We start from the raw sequence: 14730 nt of genomic DNA, 5'->3' as shown, positions 1-14730 counted from the left end.
CCGGCATGAGCGGGACGATCCCCCGGCTGGTGATCGCGGCGCCCTCCTCCGGGGCGGGCAAGACGACGGTGGCGACGGGGCTGATGGCCGCGTTCGCCGAGGCGGGTCTCGCGGTCTCGCCGCACAAGGTCGGCCCGGACTACATCGACCCCGGCTACCACGCGCTGGCCACCGGCCGCCCGGGCCGCAACCTCGACGCCTATCTGTGCGGGACGGAGCGGATCGTGCCGCTGTTCCGGCACGGGGCGCGCGGCTGCGACCTCGCCGTGGTCGAGGGCGTGATGGGGCTCTTCGACGGCGCGTCCGGGCAGGGTGAGCTGGCGTCGACGGCGCAGATCGCCAAGGTGCTGCGGGCGCCGGTGGTGCTGGTGGTCGACGCGTCCTCGCAGTCCCGGTCGGTGGCGGCGCTGGTGCACGGCTTCGCCTCCTGGGATCCCGAGGTGCGGCTGGCCGGGGTGATCCTCAACAAGGTCGGCTCGGACCGGCACGAGGCGCTGCTGCGGGAGGCGATGGAGTCGTCCGGCGTCCCGGTGCTGGGCGCGCTGCGCCGCACCGGCACCGTCCACGCGCCCTCCCGCCACCTGGGCCTGATACCGGTCGCCGAACGCCGCACCGAGGCGGTGGAGTCGGTACGGGAGCTGGCGGCGCGGGTGCGCGAGGGGTGCGACCTGGAGGCGCTGTTGGCGCTGGCCCGCAGCGCGGGCGAGCTGCCGGACGAGGTCTGGGACCCGGCCGCGGAGGTCGCCGCGGCGGGCGGGGCGTCCGACGGGCGCCCGGTGATCGCGGTGGCCGGGGGCGCCGCCTTCACCTTCTCGTACGCGGAACACACCGAACTGCTGCGGGCGGCGGGCGCCGAGGTCGTGCCGTTCGACCCGCTGCGCGACGAACGGCTGCCGGAGGGCGCGACGGGCCTGGTGATCGGCGGCGGCTTCCCGGAGGTGCACGCCCCGGACCTGTCGGCCAACGCGCCGCTGCGGGCGGCGGTCGCCGGGCTGGCGGCGGCGGGCGCGCCGGTCGCCGCGGAGTGCGCCGGGCTGCTGTATCTGTCCCGGTCGCTGGACGGGCGGCCGATGTGCGGGGTGCTGCCCGCCGACGCCCGGATGACGGACCGGCTGACGCTCGGCTACCGGGAGGCGGTGGCGCTGAAGGACAACGCGCTGGCCGCGGCGGGCACCCGGGTGCGCGGCCACGAGTTCCACCGCACCACCGTGGAGCCGGGCGCGGGCGCCGCCCCGGCGTGGGGCGTCATCCGTCCCGCGCGCCGGGTCGAGGGGTTCACCGCGGACCGGGTGCACGCCTCGTACCTGCACGTCCACTGGGCGGCGACGCCCGCTGCGGCCACCCGGCTGGTGGCCGCAGCGGCGGGTGGGCGATGAGCGCCGCCACGGCACCGGCCGTCCTCGACCACCTGGTGTACGCGGCGCCCGATCCGGTGGCCGCCGCCGCGGAGTTGGCGGAGCTGACCGGGGTGCGGCCGCGGACCGGCGGCAGCCATCCGGGCCGCGGTACCTGCAACTGGCTGCTGGGGCTGGCCGGTCCGCTCGGTGCCGGGGCCTATCTGGAACTGGTCGGCCCGGACCCGGAGCAGCCGGAGCCGGACGGCCCCCGCTGGTTCGGCATCGACGCGCTGACCGGTCCGCGGCTGGTCACCTGGGCGGTACGGGCGACGGGCCTGGCGGCGCGGGTGGCGCGGGCGCGGGCGGCCGGGTACGACCCGGGCGACGCGGCGGCGATGGGCCGGAACACCCCGGACGGCCGCCGGATCTCCTGGGAGCTGACGCCGCCGTGCGCGGGCGGCGGCACCACCCCGTTCCTCCTCGACTGGGGCGCCACCCCGCATCCGACGACGGCGGCGGGGCTGCCCGCGCTGACGCTGGAGGCGTTCGCGGCGTTCGACCCCGATCCGGCGGCGGCCACCGCGCGGCTGACGGCGCTCGGCGGACGGTGGCCGGACGCCCCGGTGACCGCCGGAGAGGCCGGGCTGACCGCCGTGGTGCGGGGCCCGCGCGGTGCGGTGCGGCTGGGGCGCGGGGCCGTCGCGGTATGAGCGCGGTGGCGGCGGGCCGGTCAGCCCGCGAGGCCGACGACCAGCCAGATGGCGCCCGCCCCGGCGACCGTGCAGGCCAGCGTGGGCAGTGCCGGGTGGGCGTGGTGCGCCTCGGGCAGGATGCCGGAGGTCGCCAGGTAGAGCAGCACCCCGCCGAAGAACCCGAGATAGCCGCCAAGCCACTGCTCCGGAAGGGTGACCACCAGCGTCGCGGCGGCCCCCAGCAGCGGCGCCACCGCGTCCGCCCCGAGCATCAGCAACGCCCGGCGCCGCGCGTTCCCGTACAGGCTGGTGATCGTGTACGTGTTGAAGCCGTCGGCGAAGTCGTGGGCGATGACGGCGATCGCCACCGCGGTGGCCATGCCGTGCCCGGTCTGGAAGGCGACGCCGATGGCGAAGCCGTCCATGACGCTGTGCAGCACCATCGCGGTGGCGGCGGTCAGCCCCACCTGCGGGATGCGGCCGCCGTTGGGCGCGACGGCTCCGGCGGCGCCCGGCGGTCCGCTGCCGCGGGCGGCGCGGCGCACCGCGAGGAGCCGTTCCAGGGCGTGTGCGGCGAGGAAGCCGAGGACGAAGGTGAGCAGCGCGAGCGGGACGCCGAAGACCGGGCGTCCGGCGGCGTCCAGCGCCTCGGGCAGCAGATCGAGCCCGACGACGCCGAGCATCAGCCCACCGGCCAGTCCCAGCACGAGGTGGCGGCGGTCGGTGACGCGCTGGGCGACCCAGCCGCCCAGCAGCGTCATCAGGACCGCGCCGCACGCGATGAGGACCGGCACCGCCGCACCCCTTCCCGCCGGTCCACCGCCGGCTCTGCCCCCTTCCTACTGACGGGCCGCCGCGCCCGCACCTTCGCACGGCGCCCGGCGGGCGCCCGGTGACCGCCGTGCACGTGGGCGTCGGGGCGCGCCGGGGCGTCCCCGCGGACGAGGTGGTGGCGCTGGTCCGGGCCACGCTGGCGGAGTCGGGCGGGACGGTGGTGGCGCTGGCGACCGTCGAGGCGAAGGCGGCCGAACCGGGTCTGGTCGGCGCGGCCCGGCGGCTGGGCGTGGCACTGCATACGTTTTCGGCCAGGGAGCTGGCGGCGGTACGGGTGCCGGGCGGCGGTTCGGCGGTCGTACGGGAGGCCGTCGGGACGCCGAGTGTGGCGGAGGCGGCGGCGCTGCTGGCGGCCGGGCCGGGCGCCCAACTGCTCGTCGGGAAACGGAAGTCGGCGCCGCCCGGCAGGCCCTCGCGGGCCACCTGCGCGGTGGCGTCGGCGACCGGCCACCACGGCACGGCGCGGGCCCGCCCCTCGGTTATCGTCGTCCCTCCCCCATCCGGCCCGGCCACGGCCCGGCCACGCCGCTGCACGGCCCCTCAAGGAGATCTTGTGACCACCCCTCCCGCCCTGCTCATCGCCGGTCACGGCGACCGCGACGACGGCGGGGCGCAGGCCCTGCGCGCGCTGCTGGCCGCGGTCGCCGAGTGCTGTCCCGAGGTACCGGCGGCGGCCGGTTTCACCGGGCGGGCGCCGTCGGCGCTGCCGCTCGCCGAGGCGGTCGACGACCTCGCCGCCCGGGGCGCCACGGAGATCGTCACGGTGCCGCTGATATCGGAGGGCCCGGCGCGGCGCGGACCGGCCGCCGAGCTGACCGCGGCCACCGCGCGCCACGCCGGGCTGTCCTTCGTCCGCGGGCAGGCCCCGGACGGCCATCCGCTGCTTCTCGGCGCGTGGGAGCGGCAGTTGGACGCGGCGTTGGGCGGCGGCGGGGCGCGCCGCCCCCGCGACCGGGCCCGTACGACGGTGTTGCTGGTGGGCGGCGGGTCCGGCGATCCGTACGCCAACGCCGAGGTGGCGCGGGCCGCCCGGCTGCTGTGGGAGGGCCGGGGTCTGGCCGGGGTGGAGACCGCGTTCCTGTCGTACGCGGCGCCGGACGTCCCGGCGGGTCTGGAGCGCTGCCGGGTGCTGGGCGCCGCGGTGCCCGGGCCGGACGCGCCGGGGCGGATCGTGGTGCTCCCCTGCTTCCCGCTGCCCGGCGAGGAGCACGAGCGGCTGCGGCTGCAGACCGAGGGCTGGAGCGCGGCGCACCCGGAGTCCGAGGTGGCGTGCGCCGAGCCGGTCGGCGCGGCACCGGAGGTGGCCGACGCGGTGGTGGCGCGCTACCGGGAGGCCGTCCGGGCGGCGGAGGACCACCGTGTCGCCGTCCGCTGAACCCGATCTGCGCCACCACGGCGACGCCGAAGTCCGGGGCGACGCCGCCGCGTTGACGGACCTGGCGGTCAACGTCCGTACGGGGACGCCCCCGGCGTGGCTGAAGGCGGAGCTGGTCGCGTCGTTGGACGGGCTCGCCGCGTACCCGGACGGGACGGCGGCGCGGCGCGCGGTCGCGGCGCGCCACGGGCTGCCGGTGGCGCGGACGTTGCTGACATCGGGCGCGGCGGAGGCGTTCGTGCTGCTGGCGCGGGCGGTACGGGCGCGCCGTCCGGTGGTGGTGCATCCGCAGTTCACCGAGCCGGAGGCGGCGCTGCGGGACGCCGGGCACCCGGTGGAGCGGGTGCTCCTCGACGCGCGGGACGGCTTCCGGCTGGACCCCGCGGCGGTGCCGGACGACGCCGATCTGGTCGTCGTCGGCAATCCGACGAACCCGACGTCGGTGCTGCACCCGGCGGACGTCCTGGCGCGGTTGGCGCGGCCGGGGCGGACGCTGGTGGTGGACGAGGCGTTCATGGACGCGGTGCCCGGGGAGCGGGAGTCGCTGGCCGGGCGGACGGATCTGCCCGGTCTGGTGGTGCTGCGCAGTCTGACGAAGACCTGGGGGCTGGCCGGGCTGCGGATCGGCTATCTGCTGGCGGAGCCGGGGACGGTGGCGGAGCTGGAGCGGGCGCAGCCGCTGTGGCCGGTGTCGTCGCCCGCGCTGGCGGCGGCCACGGCGTGCTCGGGCCCCGCGGCGCTGGCGGAGGCGGCGGTCGCCGCCGAGCGGACGGCGGTGGACCGGGCCCATCTGGTGGCGCGGCTGTCCGCCGTCCCGGGCGTGCGTGTCGTCGGCCCGGCCGAGGCGCCGTTCGTGCTGATCCGGCTGGCGGACGCGGCGGCGGTGCGGGAGGCGCTGCGGGCGAGCGGTTTCGCGGTGCGCCGCGGCGACACGTTCCCGGGGCTGGGCCCCGACTGGCTCCGGCTGGCGGTCCGCGACCGGGAGACCACGGACCGCTTCACGGCCGCCCTGACGGAAGCCATGGGCAAGGTGGCGGCGGAGCGCGCCCCGGGCTGCGGGCGGGAGCCGGACGCCGCGGGGTGACGGCGCGCCGCCACGGGGCGCGTACGGAGCCGGGGCGGCCGGAGGCGCCGCCGGGAAAAGGGTGCGGGACCGGCCGCCACCTGGCCGGTCCCGCACGGGGCGCCGTCCGTCCCGCCCGGTCACCGTCCCGGTCTCCCGCCCGGGCTGCGGGCGGGAGACGGCGGACGGGCCGAGGCGGGCACGGGGTTCCGGACCGCGCCCGGACCGCACACCGGGACGGCGCCCCCACGGCACCGGCCCGGCACACGGGGCCGGATCAGCCGCTCACCGCGGCCTTGCGACGGCGGGAGTAGAGCACCGAACCGGCGCCCGCGGCGACCAGCACCGCGGCGCCGCCCGCGAGGTACGGGGTGGCGGAACTGCTGCCCGTCTCGGCGAGGTTGCCGTCGCCGCCGCCCTGCGGCCGCGGGTCGGAACCACCGGAGCCGGAGGCGCCACCGTCGTGACCGCCGGAGCCCGAGGCGCCGCCGTCGTGACCGCCCGAGCCGGAGGTACCGCCGTCGTGGCCGCCGTTGCCGCCGGTGGTGGAACCGCCGGTCTGGCCTCCGCCGGTCTGGCCGCCGGAGCCCGAACCGCCGGTCGTCGCCCCGCCGTCCGAGGCGCCGCCGTCTGTCGCACCGCCCGTCGTGGAACCGCCGGTCGTCGAGCCGCCCGCGGCGCCCTGGCCCGGGTCGGGGGCGCCGGGGGTGGTGCAGCTGGCCTCGGCGAGCCGGACGCGGCCGTTGACCTCGGCGACGTTGAGCTTCAGCGGGTTGACGGAGACCTGGAGGTCGAGCGCGGTGGCCGCGGCGCTCTTGGAGGTGGTCTGCGTCTTGGAGAGGTCGAGACGGACCTCTCCGACGCCCGGGACCTTGACCTCGGTGGTGCCGCCCGCGGTGAGCGTGACGGCCTTGCCGAGGATCTTGACGGTGCCGAGGACGTGGGAGGCGGCGGTGGGCCGCTCCCCCGCGGTGCAGACGGCGCGGGAGGTGACCTTCTCGACCTCGATGAGGGAGAGCAGCGGCAGCCCGGGGACGTTGACCTTGGCGTGCGCGAGGTTGCTGTACCCCTCGGCCTTCGCCGCGTCGGCGGTGGCCCGTGCGGTGGCGACGTCGGCACGGAGCACCGAGAAGGGCTTGCCGCCGTCGACGCCGTCCAGGTCGACGGTGAGCGCGGTCTTCTTCGCGTCGGCCGGGGCGTGTACGTCGTTGAGGGTGACGTTGAGCGGCAGCGTGACGGCCTTGTTGAGCAGGCTGACGTCCAGACCGGTGCGGAGCACGGCGGCACCGGCGGTGCCGTGATCGGCGGCGTGCGCCGGGGCGGCGCCGAGGAGGAGCGCGGGACCGGCGGCGAGCGCGGTGGCGGCCGCGACGGCGGCGAGGCGGCGCGCGGGACGGCGCACCGGGGTCTCGGGGCCGGTCCGCGGGGACGCGGGCAGGCCGGACGGACTGATGGAGCTGGTGGACACGTGTGTGGAACCCCCACGGAGGAATGGAGCCACCGCCCGTGCCAATGGGGGACATCGCGACGGCCGGTGACCTCGACCCGTCCATACTGTACGCACGGAGGGTGAACAGTCAGCCACGAATGGTGAGTTCACGCTTATGAGTGGTTTCCGGATCTCCATTCGAATCCCCTGACGCAAGGGGCCCGTTGGCCTCGGCCACCCCGCAGACGTCCGCGGTCGCGGCGCGCCGCCGTCGCGCCCCGCGTGCGCGGGCGTCACGGGCGCGGCGGCGCCCCGGCGTCCACCATCCGGATTTGCTGTCCGATACATGCAGGTGACGGCTACAGTGCCGCCGTGTCGAACGAGCAGACGAATCCCCCGAAAGATCCCTCCGGCGCGCCGGGCGAGCGACCCACCGTGGACGCCGCCGCCGCGTCACCGGACGGTGGCCCCGCGCCGGTCCACGGCGATCTGCCCGCGTCCGACCGTGCGGCCCGGCGCGCCGTCACGGTCTTTCCGCTGCTGGTGATCGCCGCCGGTGCGCTGGGGCTGCTGTGGCCGTCGCACTTCACCGGCTGGGCGCCCGCGGTGCCGTGGCTGCTCGGCGTGGTGATGTTCTCGATGGGGCTGACGCTGACGCTGCCGGACTTCACCGCCGTCGCCAGGCGCCCCTGGGCGGTCGGTCTCGGTCTGGTGGCGCACTACGTGATCATGCCGGGGCTCGGCTGGCTGATCGCCACGGTGCTGGATCTGCCGCCGCAGCTGGCGGCCGGGGTGATCCTGGTCGGCTGCGCGCCCAGCGGCACCGCGTCCAACGTCGTGACGTTCCTCGCCCGCGGCGACGTCGCGCTGTCGGTCTCCGTCGCCACCGTCTCCACCGTCCTGGCGCCGCTGGTCACCCCGCCGCTGACGCTGCTGCTGGCCGGGCAGTTCCTGCACGTCGACGCCGGGGTGATGGTCACCGACATCCTGAAGACGGTGCTGCTGCCGGTGGTGGCCGGACTCGTGGTGCGGCTGGTCGCCGGGCGTTACGTCGACCGGGTGCTGCGGGCGCTGCCCTGGATCTCCGCGGTGACCATCGCCGCCATCGTGCTCGCCGTGGTCTCCGGCAGCGCCGCCGCGATCAAGGACGCCGCGTTCCTGGTGATCGTCGCCGTACTGCTCCACAACGGTCTCGGGCTGGCGCTCGGTTACGGCGCGGGCAAGCTGGCCCGGCTGGGCCGTCCGGCGAGCCGGGCGATGGCCTTCGAGGTCGGTATGCAGAACTCCGGTCTGGCCGCGTCGCTGGCCACCGCGCACTTCAGCCCGGCGGCTGCGCTGCCCGCCGCGGTGTTCTCCGTGTGGCACAACATCTCGGGCGCGCTGGTCGCCGCCTGGATGGCGCGTACCGGGCGCCGCGACGCACCGCGGGCGTAGCCGCCCGGGACGAGGACGACCGCGGGGCCGGGCGACGCACAGCGCGCCCGGCCCCGCGCCGTCCGCCGCCGCGCACGCCCGGCGCCCGCCACGGCCGTGCGCGGCACCCGGTGCCATCCTCAGCCGATGATCTGCCCGCGCAGCACCACCCGGCGCGGCGCCGCCAGCACCCGGACGTCCGCGCGCGGGTCCTCGGGGTAGACCACCAGGTCGGCGGAGGCACCCTCGGTGAGTCCGGGGCGGCCCAGCCAGTCGCGGGCGCCCCAGGTGGTGGCGGAGAGCGCGGCCACCGCCGGGATTCCGGCCTTGCGCAACTCGGCGACCTCCTGCGCGACCAGCCCGTGTGCCAGTGAGCCGCCCGCGTCCGTCCCGGCGAAGACCGGCACCCCGGCGTCGTAGGCGGCGCGGACGGTGTCGTAGCGGCGGGCGTGCAGGCGGCGCATGTGGTCGGCCCAGCGCGGGAACTTCTTCTCGCCGCCCGCCGCCAGGTCCGGGAAGGTGGCGATGTTGACGAGGGTGGGGACGATCGCCACGCCCCGTTCGGCGAAGAGCGGGATGGTCTCCTCGGTCAGCCCGGTGGCGTGCTCGATGCAGTCGATACCCGCCTCGACCAGCGGCGCGAGGCTGTCCTCGGCGAAGCAGTGCGCGGTGACGCGGGCGCCGAGCCGGTGCGCCTCGGCGATGGCGGCGGCGACCTCGCCCGGCGGCCAGCAGGACTCCAGGTCGCCGGTGGAGCGGTCGATCCAGTCGCCGACGAGCTTGACCCAGCCGTCGCCGCGCCGCGCCTCCTGCGCCACATAGGCCACCAGGTCCGCCGGTTCGATCTCGTGGGCGTAGTTGCGGATGTAGCGGCGAGTGCGGGCGATATGGCGTCCGGCGCGGATGATCCGGGGCAGGTCGGCGCGGTCGTCGATCCAGCGGGTGTCGGACGGGGAGCCCGCGTCGCGCAGCAGCAGCGCGCCGCCGTCGCGGTCGGTGAGCGCCTGCTTCTCGGCGGTGGCCGCGTCGACGGGACCGTGGGCGTCGAGCCCGACGTGGCAGTGGGCGTCGACGAGACCGGGCAGCACCCAGCCCTGGACGGTGGTGAACTCACCGTTCGTGCGCGGGCGTTCATAGGTGATGCGGCCGCCGACGACCCACATCTCGTCGCGCACGTCGTCCGGCCCGACCAGAATCCGTCCTGTGAGGTGCAGCGCCGCACCTTCGCTCTTCGACGTCATGACGGCACTTTATGCGCAGGCATACGTTCCCTCCGCCGCGCGCCCGCGTGAAACGGCGCACGCCGGTGGATTTCCGTAAACGGAAGTGCGCCGGGGGTTTTCCCGGCAGACTCTCGCGTGATGCCCGAGGCAACTTTGCGGAGAACCTTCCGCAGGCACATTTCCAATTCATTGGATGTCAGCTGCCCGTATTCTCCTTCCCGCTTTTCCTGACCTCAAACGCCAAGATTTCGCTAGCGCCGGAAGCCAGAATTCGGAGCGATCTCAGGGACGTTACGGACCTGTGACCGACTCCACACGCTGTCCGCTTCGCCCGAGATTTCCGGTACAAAAGCATACATCTCTTTGCACTTCCGCGCGCTCGGGCGCCCCCGCGCGATAACATGAAAGCCCCCGACTGCGTAACCCCTGCCCGCGATGCAATTTGCTTTTTCCCTCGGTAAATTTAATTTCCATGACCGCCGCACAAGCAGACCATGCACGTGCCCGAAGCGAAATCAAGGAATTGCCGGAGGGTTTCAAGCTCGACACCCCACGGGTGGAGGACGGAGCCGCGATCTGGCGAATCGCCCGCGACTCCCGGACACTGGACCTGAACTCCTCCTACAGCTACCTGCTGTGGTGCCGTGACTTCGCCGCCACCTCCGTTGTCGCCCGCGACACCGAGGGTGAGCCGGCCGCCTTCGTCACCGGCTACATCCGCCCCGACCGTCCGGACACCCTGCTCGTGTGGCAGGTGGCCGTCGACGACGCGCACCGCGGGCGCGGCCTCGCCGCCGCCCTGCTGGACGGGCTGACCACCCGTACCGCGCGGGAGTTGGGCGTGAGCCGCCTGGAGACGACGATCACGGCGGAGAACGCCGCGTCCAACCGGCTCTTCTCCTCGTTCGCCGAGCGCCACGGCGCACCCCACCGCCGCGAGGTGCTCTTCGACGCGGCGCTCTTCCCGGAGCAGGGCCACGAGCCGGAGGTCCTGCACCTCATAGGCCCGTTCACCGCACCCGCCCCCTGTCTCTGACCGCACCACCCGCGGGCCCCGCGGCGGCACCCGGTGCCACCGCCCGGAGGCGCCCGCACCCCGGACTTCGCAAGACCCCACGCCACTCATCTCCCAGGAGCATGCTGTGACCATCACCCAGCCCGACCTCAGCGTCTTCGAGACCGTCGAGTCGGAGGTGCGGAGCTACTGCCGCAGCTGGCCGACCGTGTTCGACCGCGCGCAGGGCAGCCGTATGACCGACGAGGACGGCCACACCTACCTGGACTTCTTCGCCGGAGCCGGTTCGCTCAACTACGGCCACAACAACCCCGTCCTCAAACGCGCCCTGATCGACTACATCGAGCGGGACGGCGTCACCCACGGCCTGGACATGTCGACGACCGCGAAGCGGGCGTTCCTGGAGTCGTTCCAGAACATCATCCTGCGCCCGCGCGACCTGCCCTACAAGGTCATGTTCCCGGGCCCGACGGGCACCAACGCCGTCGAGGCGGCGCTGAAGCTCGCCCGTAAGGTCAAGGGCCGCGAGTCGATCGTCTCGTTCACCAACGCCTTCCACGGCATGTCCCTCGGCTCGCTCGCGGTGACCGGCAACGCCTTCAAGCGGGCGGGCGCCGGTATCCCGCTGGTGCACGGCACCCCGATGCCGTTCGACCACTACCTCGACGGCGCCACCCCGGACTTCCTCTGGTTCGAGCGGCTGCTGGAGGACTCCGGCTCGGGGCTGAACAAGCCCGCCGCGGTCATCGTCGAGACGGTCCAGGGCGAGGGCGGCATCAACGTCGCCCGCCCGGAGTGGCTCCAGGCGCTGCGCGCGCTGTGCGACCGGCAGGACATGCTGCTGATCGTCGACGACATCCAGATGGGCTGCGGCCGTACCGGCGCGTTCTTCTCCTTCGAGGAGTCGGGCATCGTGCCGGACATCGTCACCGTCTCGAAGTCCATCAGCGGCTACGGGCTGCCGCTCGCCCTCACGCTCTTCAAGCCGGAGCTGGACGTGTGGGAGCCGGGCGAGCACAACGGCACCTTCCGCGGCAACAACCCGGCGTTCGTCACCGCCGCCGCGACGCTCGACACGTACTGGGCCGACGGGCAGATGGAGAAGCAGACGCTGGCCCGCGGTGAGATCGTCGAGTCGCACCTGAAGGCCATCGCCGAGGAGCACCCGGACGCCGTCGTCGAGTACCGCGGGCGCGGACTCGTGTGGGGCATGGAGTTCCGCGACAAGAGCCTCGCCAACAAGATCGCCAAGCGCGCCTTCGACCTGGGTCTGCTGATCGAGACCTCCGGGCCGGAGAGCGAGGTCGTCAAGCTGCTCCCGGCGCTGACGACCACCCCCGAAGAGCTGGACGAGGGTCTGCGGATCCTCGCCCGCGCCGTCCGCGACCGCGTCTGAGCACGCGCCGCGTCCGGCACCCCTTCGTCACCGTTCCACAGAAAGGCACCGACTCACCGTGATCGTTCGCTCGTTCAAGGACATCGAGGGCACCGACCGCCACGTCAAGGCGGCTTCCGGCACCTGGGAGAGCAAGCGCATCGTGCTCGCCAAGGAGCGCGTCGGCTTCTCCCTCCACGAGACCACGCTCTACGCCGGTACCGAGACGTCGATGTGGTACGCCAACCACATCGAGGCGGTCCTGTGCGTGGAGGGCGAGGCCGAGCTGACCAACGACGAGACCGGTGAGAAGCACTGGATCTCGCCGGGCACGATGTACCTGCTCAACGGCCACGAGAAGCACACCATGCGGCCCAAGACGGACTTCCGCTGCGTCTGTGTCTTCAACCCGCCGGTCACCGGCCGCGAGGACCACGACGAGAACGGCGTCTACCCCCTGCTCACCGAGGACGACGCCGACGCGCCCCAGGTCTGAACGTCGACTCCGCGTCCGGCAGTTGACGGACGGTATCCCGGCATCCACGGAGCACGTACGAGAGGAGAGGAAGGCAACACCATGACCATCGCACCCGAGCGCACCGCCGACCTGTACCCGACCCGCGGCACCTCCGAGGTGATCACCCCGCGGAAGGACCCGGTGGTGTGGTCGCAGCCCGGCACGGCGGGCCCGTTCCGTCCGTCCGAGCTGAGCGACTTCGAACGCGACGGTTTCTTCGCCATCGGGGAACTGCTGACGGCGGAAGAAGTCGCGGTGTACCGCACCGAACTGGACCGGCTGGTCGGCGACCCGGCGATGCGCGCGAACCCGCGCTCCATCGTCGAGCCGAAGTCCCAGAGCATCCGGTCCGTGTTCGAGGTGCACAAGATCAGCGAGGTGTTCGCCCGGCTGGTCTCCGATCCGCGTGTGGTGGGCCGGGCCCGTCAGATCCTCGGCTCCGACGTCTACGTCCACCAGTCGCGGATCAACGTCAAGCCCGGCTTCGGCGCGTCCGGTTTCTACTGGCACTCGGACTTCGAGACCTGGCACGCCGAGGACGGGCTGCCGAACATGCGGACCGTCTCGGTGTCGATCGCGCTCACCGAGAACTTCGACACCAACGGCGGTCTCATGATCATGCCCGGTTCGCACCGGCATTTCGTGGGGTGCGAGGGAGAGACGCCGAAGGACAACTACAAGCGGTCGCTCCAGATGCAGGACGCCGGCATCCCGTCGGACCAGGTGCTGACGGACATGGCGGACGAGCACGGCATCCGGCTGTTCACCGGCCGGGCGGGCTCCGCGACGTGGTTCGACTGCAACGCGATGCACGGCAGCGGTGACAACATCACGCCGTACCCGCGCAGCAACGTCTTCATCGTCTTCAACAGCGTGGAGAACGCCGCCGTCGACCCGTTCGCGGCGCCGGTGCCGCGCCCGGACTACATCGGGGCGCGGGAGTTCACACCGGTGCGGTGACGCACCACGCCCGCCGCGCGCGGCCGTCGCACAGCCCGGGCTGTGCGACGGCCGCGCCGTCGTGTCCGCGGGGTGCCTCTCCGCCGCCGGGCCGTCACCTCCTAGCCTGACCGGGGTGTCCGGGCCCGTTTGGCCCGGGCGCACCGCCGAGAGGGAAGTGAGGACGGTTCATGACCATCGACCGGCTGCCCGGGGTGACCCTGACCGACCATGTGCTGGACGTACCGCTGGACCACGGCGACCCGGGCGGCGAACGGATCGCCGTGTACGGCCGGGAGGTGGTGGCCGCGGGCCGTGAGGACGCCGCGCTGCCGTGGCTGGTGTTCCTCCAGGGCGGTCCCGGCAACGCCGCGCCGCGTCCGCTGGGCCGGGAGTCGTGGCTGGGCCGGGCGCTGGAGGACTACCGGGTGCTCCTCCTCGACCAGCGCGGCACCGGCCGCTCCACGCCCGCCAACCGGCAGACGCTGCCGCTGCGCGGCGGGCCCCGGGAACAGGCCGGGTACCTGGCACATTTCCGCGCCGACGCGATCGTGCGGGACGCCGAACTCTTCCGCCGTCGGCTGGTGGGGGCGGACACCCCGTGGAGCGTGCTGGGGCAGAGCTTCGGCGGCTTCTGCACCGTCGCCTATCTCTCGCAGGCACCCGAGGGGCTGCGCGAGGCGCTGGTGACCGGCGGGCTGCCGGGGCTCGACGCGAGCGCCGAGGACGTCTACCGGGCGGCGTACCCCCGGGTCGCCCGGAAGAACGCCGCGCACTACGCCCGGTATCCGCGGGACGTGGCGGCGGTACGGGAGATCGCGGCGCATCTGCGCGAGCGGGAGGTGCGGCTGCCCGGCGGCGGGACGCTGACGCCTCGGGCGTTCCAGGCGCTGGGGATGCTGCTGGGCACCGGCAACGGCTCGCACGTCCTGCACCATCTGCTGGCCGACGCCTGGGTCACCGGTCCGGCCGGGCGGGAGTTGGGCGATGCGTTCCTGGAGGGCGTCCGGGCGCAGCTGTCGCACGCGGCGGCGCCGCTGTTCGCGGTGGTGCACGAGGCGATCTACGGGCAGCGGTCGGTGGATCCGGGGCCGACGGCGTGGGCGGCGCAGCGGGTGCGGGACGGTCTGACGGCGTATCCGCAGTTCGACGTGGACACCGTGCTGGACGGCGCGGGGCCGCTCTACCTCACCGGCGAGATGATGTACCCCTGGCTCTTCGACACCGACCCGGCGCTGCGCCCGCTCAAGGAGACCGCGCAGGAGTTGGCCGCGCGGGGCGACTGGCCGGATCTGTACGACGCCGGGGCGCTGGCGGCCAACGAGGTGCCCGCCGCCGCGGCGGTCTACTTCGACGACATGTACGTCGACACCGCGCACTCCCTGGCCACCGCCGAACGTATCCGCGGGATGCGGGTGTGGGTGACCAACGAGTGGGAGCACGACGGGCTGCGGGTGAGCGACGGCGCGGTGCTGGACCGGCTGTTGCGGATGGTGCGCGGGGAGGTGTGAGGCGGTC

13 protein-coding genes are annotated in these 14730 nt (G+C 74.3%); 10 read left to right on the top strand and 3 right to left on the bottom strand.

Annotated features, from left to right (window positions below):
* Positions 1 to 5 precede the first annotated feature (5 nt).
* On the top strand, positions 6 to 1376 hold the full coding sequence (locus IF23_RS0112870) for a cobyrinic acid a,c-diamide synthase CobB (protein ID WP_030283050.1): 1371 nt from the start codon (positions 6 to 8) through the stop codon (positions 1374 to 1376).
* The gene (locus tag IF23_RS0112865) at positions 1373 to 2047 is read left to right on the top strand and encodes a VOC family protein (RefSeq protein WP_030283048.1); all 675 of its coding nucleotides are present in this window, start codon (positions 1373 to 1375) and stop codon (positions 2045 to 2047) included. Before IF23_RS0112870 ends, IF23_RS0112865 begins: the two co-directional genes overlap by 4 nt.
* Before the next feature lie 20 nt (positions 2048 to 2067).
* Here IF23_RS0112865 and IF23_RS0112860 read toward each other — a convergent pair whose 3' ends face one another.
* Complete coding sequence (locus tag IF23_RS0112860; protein ID WP_425423836.1) at positions 2068 to 2790, bottom strand: ZIP family metal transporter; 723 nt, start codon at positions 2788 to 2790, stop codon at positions 2068 to 2070.
* Positions 2791 to 2921: 131 nt separating this feature from the next.
* Here IF23_RS0112860 and IF23_RS34915 point away from each other — a divergent pair, with 131 nt between their 5' ends.
* Both IF23_RS34915 and cobC read left to right on the top strand, forming a co-directional pair.
* The gene (locus IF23_RS34915; protein ID WP_078653945.1) at positions 2922 to 4238 is read left to right on the top strand and encodes a cobalamin biosynthesis protein; all 1317 of its coding nucleotides are present in this window, start codon (positions 2922 to 2924) and stop codon (positions 4236 to 4238) included.
* On the top strand, positions 4222 to 5322 hold the full coding sequence (gene cobC, locus IF23_RS0112850; RefSeq protein WP_051739540.1) for an Rv2231c family histidinol phosphate aminotransferase CobC: 1101 nt from the start codon (positions 4222 to 4224) through the stop codon (positions 5320 to 5322). Before IF23_RS34915 ends, cobC begins: the two co-directional genes overlap by 17 nt.
* Before the next feature lie 256 nt (positions 5323 to 5578).
* Here cobC and IF23_RS0112845 read toward each other — a convergent pair whose 3' ends face one another.
* On the bottom strand, positions 5579 to 6703 hold the full coding sequence (locus IF23_RS0112845) for an SCO1860 family LAETG-anchored protein (RefSeq protein WP_030283041.1): 1125 nt from the start codon (positions 6701 to 6703) through the stop codon (positions 5579 to 5581).
* Between the two features lie 516 nt (positions 6704 to 7219).
* Between IF23_RS0112845 and IF23_RS0112840 the strand changes: the two genes are divergently transcribed.
* Positions 7220 to 8164: a bile acid:sodium symporter family protein gene (locus IF23_RS0112840; RefSeq protein WP_030283039.1), complete on the top strand. Its 945-nt coding sequence runs from the start codon at positions 7220 to 7222 to the stop codon at positions 8162 to 8164.
* A gap of 119 nt (positions 8165 to 8283) precedes the next feature.
* Here IF23_RS0112840 and IF23_RS0112835 read toward each other — a convergent pair whose 3' ends face one another.
* On the bottom strand, positions 8284 to 9384 hold the full coding sequence (locus IF23_RS0112835) for an amidohydrolase family protein (protein WP_030283037.1): 1101 nt from the start codon (positions 9382 to 9384) through the stop codon (positions 8284 to 8286).
* A 454-nt stretch (positions 9385 to 9838) separates the two neighbouring features.
* Between IF23_RS0112835 and ectA the strand changes: the two genes are divergently transcribed.
* The 5 genes from ectA (at position 9839) to IF23_RS0112810 (ending at position 14723) form a co-directional block, all read left to right on the top strand.
* On the top strand, positions 9839 to 10402 hold the full coding sequence (ectA, locus tag IF23_RS0112830) for a diaminobutyrate acetyltransferase (protein ID WP_211266157.1): 564 nt from the start codon (positions 9839 to 9841) through the stop codon (positions 10400 to 10402).
* Between the two features lie 106 nt (positions 10403 to 10508).
* Entirely contained in the window at positions 10509 to 11777 is a 1269-nt protein-coding gene (ectB, locus tag IF23_RS0112825; RefSeq protein WP_030283033.1) for a diaminobutyrate--2-oxoglutarate transaminase, read from the top strand.
* Positions 11778 to 11835: 58 nt separating this feature from the next.
* A complete protein-coding gene (locus IF23_RS0112820) occupies positions 11836 to 12252 on the top strand; it encodes an ectoine synthase (protein ID WP_030283031.1) in 417 nt (138 codons plus the stop codon).
* Positions 12253 to 12333: 81 nt separating this feature from the next.
* A complete protein-coding gene (gene thpD, locus IF23_RS0112815) occupies positions 12334 to 13233 on the top strand; it encodes an ectoine hydroxylase (protein ID WP_030283029.1) in 900 nt (299 codons plus the stop codon).
* Between the two features lie 170 nt (positions 13234 to 13403).
* On the top strand, positions 13404 to 14723 hold the full coding sequence (locus tag IF23_RS0112810) for an alpha/beta fold hydrolase (RefSeq protein WP_030283027.1): 1320 nt from the start codon (positions 13404 to 13406) through the stop codon (positions 14721 to 14723).
* Positions 14724 to 14730: the final 7 nt, after the last annotated feature.

Source organism: Streptomyces catenulae, from assembly GCF_000718015.1.
Classification (GTDB): Bacteria; Actinomycetota; Actinomycetes; order Streptomycetales; family Streptomycetaceae; genus Streptomyces; species Streptomyces catenulae.
This window is presented reverse-complemented; position numbering and strand designations above follow the sequence as displayed.

What these genes read in the sequence shown, in the direction of transcription:
- IF23_RS0112870 (WP_030283050.1), top strand. Translation starts at nt 6, where the DNA reads ATGAGCGGGACGATCCCCCGGCTGGTGATCGCGGCGCCCTCCTCCGGG.
- IF23_RS0112865 (WP_030283048.1), top strand. Translation starts at nt 1,373, where the DNA reads ATGAGCGCCGCCACGGCACCGGCCGTCCTCGACCACCTGGTGTACGCG.
- IF23_RS0112860 (WP_425423836.1), bottom strand. Translation starts at nt 2,790, where the DNA reads ATGACGCTGCTGGGCGGCTGGGTCGCCCAGCGCGTCACCGACCGCCGC.
- IF23_RS0112835 (WP_030283037.1), bottom strand. Translation starts at nt 9,384, where the DNA reads ATGACGTCGAAGAGCGAAGGTGCGGCGCTGCACCTCACAGGACGGATT.
- ectA (WP_211266157.1), top strand. Translation starts at nt 9,839, where the DNA reads ATGACCGCCGCACAAGCAGACCATGCACGTGCCCGAAGCGAAATCAAG.
- thpD (WP_030283029.1), top strand. Translation starts at nt 12,334, where the DNA reads ATGACCATCGCACCCGAGCGCACCGCCGACCTGTACCCGACCCGCGGC.
- IF23_RS0112810 (WP_030283027.1), top strand. Translation starts at nt 13,404, where the DNA reads ATGACCATCGACCGGCTGCCCGGGGTGACCCTGACCGACCATGTGCTG.